A 6,000-nucleotide genomic window follows, 5' to 3' on the forward strand; every position below is an offset into this window, starting at 1 on the left:
CGGATAAGTCGAGAGGAGCGAAAGGCCCAAAAATAAATCTGGTACCGATAACCAAAACGGGTAGAATGAGATTCGCAAAAAAGAAATGGCAAAGGGGGAGGATGCGACTTGATGCGATGGCGTGTTCAGCCTCCGATCGCCTTCCGCTCGGGGTCGCCCCAGGTCCGGCCCCGTGTGCCGCTGCCCGAAATGCGTTGTTTTGCCGGGATATGGCCGCGCGTTGGACGAATGTTCTGCTGCCGAATGGCGCCTCGGCTGGCGGCGCCGGCGAGATGAGGCGGTCAGCATCCGGTGCGCGGGTCTGTCGAGGGCGCCTCGATAATCGGGGCCAATATCGCGCCATCGGGATTTCCAGCGCGGTGCCCCAGGTCCTGTAACAAATGCACTAACAGACACAGATATAAGGGAATAGCATGAGACGCTCGACCACCAAGATTCTCACCAGCCATGGCGGCAACCTGCCGCGCCCGGCGGCCTTCGACGCGCTGTTGAAGGACACGAGCGGCAATGCGGCAGAGATCGAGCAGGGGCTGCCGGCGGCGGTCGAATGGGTGGTCGAGAAGCAGATCGAATGCGGTGTCGATATCCTCAACGACGGCGAATATGTGAAGGCGGCCGATCCGGCAGCCTATCATGGCTATATCCATGCGCGCGTCACCGGCTGGGAATCGAAGCCGGTCGATCCGTCGCGGCCGCCCAAGCGGGCATGGATCGCCGAACGCGATCGGCGCGACTTTCCGGGCGTGTATGAATCCGGCCTGTGGCTCACCGGTTCGGGTGGCGCCGTTCGCCCCGGCTTCGCGACGCCGGGCGCGCCGCGGATGCCGGTGAACGAGCGGGTGTGCACCAGCGCAATTACCTATACCGGCCAGGCAGCGATCCAGAAGGATATCGATGCGCTGAAAAAGGGGATCGCCGGCCGCGAAAACGTGGACGGCTTTATCGCAGCGCTCGGGCCGCTGGGGCTCGGTTCGGCCGCGCGCAACGAGCATTATGCGAACGAGCGCGATTATATGATGGCGGTGGCCGAAGCGGTGCGGGAGGAATATCGTGCCATCACTGACGCCGGGCTGATCCTGCAGGTCGACGAGCCCGAATTCGCGACAAGCTGGATGTTTTATCCCGACTGGTCGATCGAGCAATATCGCGACTATCTCGAATTCGCGGTCGAGGTCATCAATCATTCGCTCCACGGCTTGCCCGAGGAGCAGATCCGTTTCCACATGTGCTGGGGATCGGGCCACCGCCCGCATACCAACGACATCGGGTTCGAACATATCGTCGATCTGCTCTTCAAGGTGAAGGCGCAGGCCTATTCATTCGAGTCGAGCAATGTGCGGCACGCGCACGAATATCGTGTGTTCGAAACCGTGAAGTTGCCCGAGGGCAAGATCATCGTGCCGGGCGTGGTGGGCCATTACACCGATCTCGTCGAACATCCGGAGCTGGTCGCCGAGCGGCTGACCAACTTCGCGAAGCTGGTCGGGATGGAGAACATCCATGCTGGCACCGATTGCGGCATCGGTTCGCGCGTCGGCCACGAAGAGATCGTTTGGGCCAAGCTGAAGGCCATGTCGGACGGCGCCGAGATTGCTTCCAAACGCTTGCGGTAAGTCTCGGACTTCCACCAAATAATTGAATACCAACGACAATATAAAAAATAATTTAGGGGAGATAGAGTCATGAAGCGCCTGGCCATGGTCAGCATGTTCGCCATCGCTGCGAGTTCCTCGGCTGCCGCTGTCGCGCAAACGGCGTCGGCCGCGTCGGCCGAGGGTCAGGTCCAGACGGACTCCGGGCCCGACATCGAGGATATCATCGTCACCGCGACGAAGCGGCCGCAGAGCCTGCAGGACACGCCGGTCGCCGTGACGCCGATATCGGAAGAGAAGTTCAAGTCGCTCAACGTCGTCGCGGTCTCGGATATCGCCCAGATCGCGCCGAGCATTAATTTCATCGCGGCGCCCAGCCCGCAATCATCGCAGTTCGTGATTCGCGGCGTCGGCACCTTCGCGTCGAACGATGCCCTGGAGCAGTCGGTCGGCGTCGTCATCGACGGGATCCCCATGGCGCGTCTCGCCGGCGCGCTGACCGATACGGTCGATGCCGGCCAGGTGCAGGTGTTGCGCGGACCCCAGGGAACGCTGTTCGGCAAGAATGCGACGGCCGGCGTCATCAGTATAGACTACCAGAACGCCAATTTCGAACCGAGTGTCAGCGGGCGCCTGGTCGCCGGCACCTATGCCGAGCTTCGCGGGCAGGCGACGATCAATACCCCGTTGAGTAAGAGCGCGGCTCTCCGGCTGACGGGTTGGTATTCGCGGCGCGACGGTTATATCGACGCGCCCAATCAGAAGGACGGAGATCTCGGCGACTTCGTCAATCGCGGTGTCCGGGCGAAGCTTGCTTTGTTGCCCACCAGCGACTGGCGGATCGACGTTACCGGCGAATATGCCCGCAATTGGGTCGATGGCTCGATCCAGACCATCCGCGGATACCTGCCAGTCGCGCGCGATCTCGTCATTCAGCAGGTCGATCTGTCGCAAGGCGTGGTTGCCGGACCGGACAATCGCCGTAGCGCGAAGGAATTCCCCGAAGACGGCGTGACCGAGCAATGGCGCGGCGTCGTCAATTCGACCGCCAGTTTTGGTTCGATCGATTTCACCACGATCCTTGGCTATGTCCACACCAAGACCGACAACATCATGGACTTCGATTTCACGGACAGCCGGACCTTCGCGCAGGGAAGCGTCACCCATTATGCGTCCGACATCGATCAGTTCACCGGTGAGATGCGGTTGTCGAACAACGACAAGGGGCCGCTGAAATACACGGTCGGCCTGTTCTATTATAAATTCGACGAAACGGCGCAGCAGAATGCGACCAATCTCCTGATAACGGGGGCGCCGGCGACGCTGACCTCGTTCGACCAGCGGATCGGCGTGCATACGCGAACCTATGCTGCGTTCGCGGATGTATCCTACGATATCGGCACGGTGCGCCTGATGGCAGGCGGGCGCTATTCGCACGAGACCAGCAACGGATCCTATGTGCGCAGCGCATCGAAGGAGTTCGTCCGTCCCGTCATCCTGTTCGGGCCGATCTCGCTGGTCAATCCGGACAATGTCTATGAAGACGTGTCGTGGCGTGCCGGTGTGCAATGGCGTCCGGCCGATCGGATCATGCTCTACGCCACGGCCAACCGCGCCTATAAGGGGCCGGGCTTCAACTACACGCTCAACATCTCAGCCGCGCAGTTCGCGGTGAACAAGGGCGTCATCCAGGCCGAGATCGCGAAATCATACGAAATCGGCGCTCGATCCGAATTTTTCGACCGGCAGCTGACCTTGAATCTGACCGGCTTCTACTCGCCCTTCACCAATTTCCAGGTCACCTCGGTGCTTCCGACAGTCCCGCCGACCTTCTCGACGGTCAACGCGCCTGAACTGCTCGCCAAGGGTATCGAACTCGAATTCTCGCTGCATCCGCACGGTGTGCCGGGCTTCACGCTGGACGGCAGCCTTGTGTATAACGACACCAAATATTCCGATTTCCATGCCGCGCCCTGCTATGTCGGCCAGGCGCAGGCGACCGCGCCCAGCACGGCGGTCGGTATCTGCGCGCCGGTGGCGACGGGCTCGACGCTGTTCGTTCAGAACGTCACCGGGTTGCGCAGCGTTGGTGCACCCGAATGGCAGGCAAACCTGACGGCGCGTCTCGAAAGGCCGGTGAGCGATCGTCTCAAGGCGTTTGGGCAGGTGAACGGCACCTATCAGAGCGAGGTGCAGTTCAGCGTCGGCAACCCCAGATCGACGGTCCAGAAAGGCTATGCCCTGCTCAACCTGTCCGCCGGGATCGGGGACGCAGACGATGCGTGGCGGCTCAGCCTGTATCTGAAGAACCTGACCGATCAGCGCTATTCGACGCGAATCTTGCAGTCGAACCCAAGTGTCACCCAGTCGATCCCGTTCCAGGCGCTGCGCACCGCGAGCATCGCGCTCGATCTCAAATTCTAGGGTGGTGGGGGGAGCGCCCACGCGCTCCTCCCAACACGGCCGTCGAGTTCAGTCGAAAACGACGGTGGTGTGCCCGTTCAGGAGGACGCGGTGCTCGGCGTGCCAGCGCACGGCGCGGGCGAGCACGGCGGCTTCGACGTCGCGCCCCGCCGCGACCAGATCGGGCGGCGACAGCATGTGGCTCACGCGGGCCACGGCCTGCTCGATGATCGGGCCCTCGTCCAACTCGGCGGTCACATAATGCGCGGTTGCGCCGATCAGTTTCACGCCGCGCCGATGCGCCTGGTGATAGGGCTTGGCGCCCTTGAAGCTCGGCAGGAAACTGTGGTGGATGTTGATGATCTCGCCGGGCATGCTCTGGCAGAGGCGATCTGACAGGACCTGCATGTAACGCGCCAGCACGATGGTCTCGCAGCGCAGCTCCGTCACCAGATCCTGCAGTTGTGCCTCGGCCGCGTCCTTGGTCGCCGCGGTGACGGGAATATGGATGAACGGGATGCCGGCCGCGTCCGCCAGCGGTTTCGCATCGACATGGTTGGACACGATCGCCGGAACCTCGATCGGCAATGCACCGATCGACAGGCGGTACAGCAGGTCGTTCAGGCAATGGCCGAACCGCGAGACCATCAGCAACGTTCGCCGCCGGTGGGACGCATCCGCCAGCGTCAGGCGCATGTCATGGCGCGCGACGATCGGCGCGAAGTCGGCGCGCAGTTCGTCGATCGGCCTCGCTTGCTCGCTGTCGGCCACGATCCGCATGAAGAATTGCCCGGACAGCGCATCGTCGAATTGTCGGGATTCGACGATGTTGTAGCCGCAGTCGGCCAGGAGACCCGCCACCCCCGCGACGATGCCGCGGCGGTTAGGGCAGGACAGCGCGATGATCGCGCGCGGCACGGTGTTCATCGTCACCTCAGGCGTCGAGGCGGAAGCCGGATTCGGCCGACCGCAGCACGATCCGGCCATCCGCGACGGCGCTGACCCAGCGGGCGGTCCGCTCCAGGCCGCCAAAGGGGAAGAAATGCGGGCGCACCGCGCCGAAACTTCCGGCGACATCCGCCAGCACCAGGCTCCGGATCACTGAATCCGGCCCGGCATCAGTCAGCAATCGCCCGATCGAGGCGCCGTTACGGACGAGCGCGCGCGCCGAAGGGCCGACACCGCACATCCGCGCATAGCGGATCAACGTTCGGATTCCCGCCGGGCCGGCAAGCCCGATCAGCACCTCCTGCCGTTCGAACCGCGTGCGAAAGGCGGACAGCCAGTCGAGGATCGGTTCAGCCGCAAAGGCAAACTGGGTGATCACGAAGCTGCTCATACCGGCATCTTCGGTAACCGCGATCTTGGTTTCCAGTTCGCGTTCGAGCACTTCTGTCGGCACCGTCGGATGGGCCTCGGGATAGGCGCCGAAGCCGATATGGCTGAACCCGAAACGCGCGGGGCGGGTGCGCGCCAGCAGTTCCAGCGCCGACGCGAAGTTACCCGCGGCATCGGGCAATTCACCACCGACGAAGAATAGCCGCCGCACATCGGCTTCATCGCGAAGTCGCTGGTACAGGCGCTCGACCTGCTCGAGCGAAACGAAGCGGCGGGCGGCGAGATGCGGCACCGGCTCGAACCCAAGGGCTCGCAGCCGGCGCGCAGCTTCGACGCAGGCATCCTCATTGTCGCCACTGAGCGACGGGATCGTGACGGTCATGCCGCCAGGCATGACCGTTTGCGACGCCGCCATGCCCGTGTGATCGCGCGCCATCGCCTCGATCGACGCAGTCCCGACGAACCCGGCGATTGCGTCGACGACGGTATGCGACACGACCGTCCCGAGGGCACGGCTGTCGAAGGAGGGATAGGCCATGTGCCGCCGCTCAGTAGCGGTAGTGATCGGGCTTGTAGGGCCCTTCGACGGGGACGCCGATATAGCTTGCCTGCTTGTCGGTGAGCTTGGAGAGCTTCACGCCGAGCTTGTCGAGGTGGAGGGCCGCGA

Annotated in this window: 5 protein-coding genes; 2 read left to right on the forward strand and 3 right to left on the reverse strand. The window is 63.0% G+C overall.

The window, feature by feature from the left end; all coding sequences use genetic code 11:
- Positions 1 to 413: 413 nt before the first annotated feature.
- Together U1769_RS24560 and U1769_RS24565 are read left to right on the forward strand one after the other, a co-directional pair.
- On the forward strand, positions 414 to 1,613 hold the full coding sequence (locus tag U1769_RS24560; protein WP_332720799.1) for a cobalamin-independent methionine synthase II family protein: 1,200 nt from the start codon (positions 414 to 416) through the stop codon (positions 1,611 to 1,613).
- Between the two features lie 69 nt (positions 1,614 to 1,682).
- Entirely contained in the window at positions 1,683 to 4,016 is a 2,334-nt protein-coding gene (locus U1769_RS24565) for a TonB-dependent receptor (RefSeq protein WP_332720800.1), read from the forward strand.
- Between the two features lie 48 nt (positions 4,017 to 4,064).
- Here the strand turns inward: U1769_RS24565 and purU are convergent, their stop codons facing one another.
- The 3 genes from purU to U1769_RS24580 form a co-directional block, all read right to left on the reverse strand.
- Positions 4,065 to 4,922 (reverse strand): formyltetrahydrofolate deformylase, encoded by an 858-nt coding sequence (gene purU, locus U1769_RS24570; protein WP_332720801.1) that lies wholly within the window; start codon positions 4,920 to 4,922, stop codon positions 4,065 to 4,067.
- A 7-nt stretch (positions 4,923 to 4,929) separates the two neighbouring features.
- Positions 4,930 to 5,871 carry a methylenetetrahydrofolate reductase gene (locus U1769_RS24575; protein WP_332720802.1) on the reverse strand — a complete coding sequence of 314 codons (942 nt, stop codon included), beginning with the start codon at positions 5,869 to 5,871 and terminating at the stop codon, positions 4,930 to 4,932.
- 10 nt (positions 5,872 to 5,881) lie between these two features.
- The coding region (locus U1769_RS24580; RefSeq protein ID WP_332720803.1) for an adenosylhomocysteinase at positions 5,882 to 6,000 on the reverse strand (119 nt) is incomplete at its 5' end.

The sequence above is a fragment of the Parasphingomonas zepuensis genome, from assembly GCF_036663735.1.
GTDB lineage: Bacteria > Pseudomonadota > Alphaproteobacteria > Sphingomonadales > Sphingomonadaceae > Sphingomonas.

Coding starts and splice junctions, on each gene's coding strand:
- U1769_RS24560 (WP_332720799.1), top strand. CDS start 414: ATGAGACGCTCGACCACCAAGATTCTCACCAGCCATGGCGGCAACCTG.
- U1769_RS24565 (WP_332720800.1), top strand. CDS start 1,683: ATGAAGCGCCTGGCCATGGTCAGCATGTTCGCCATCGCTGCGAGTTCC.
- purU (WP_332720801.1), bottom strand. CDS start 4,922: ATGAACACCGTGCCGCGCGCGATCATCGCGCTGTCCTGCCCTAACCGC.
- U1769_RS24575 (WP_332720802.1), bottom strand. CDS start 5,871: ATGGCCTATCCCTCCTTCGACAGCCGTGCCCTCGGGACGGTCGTGTCG.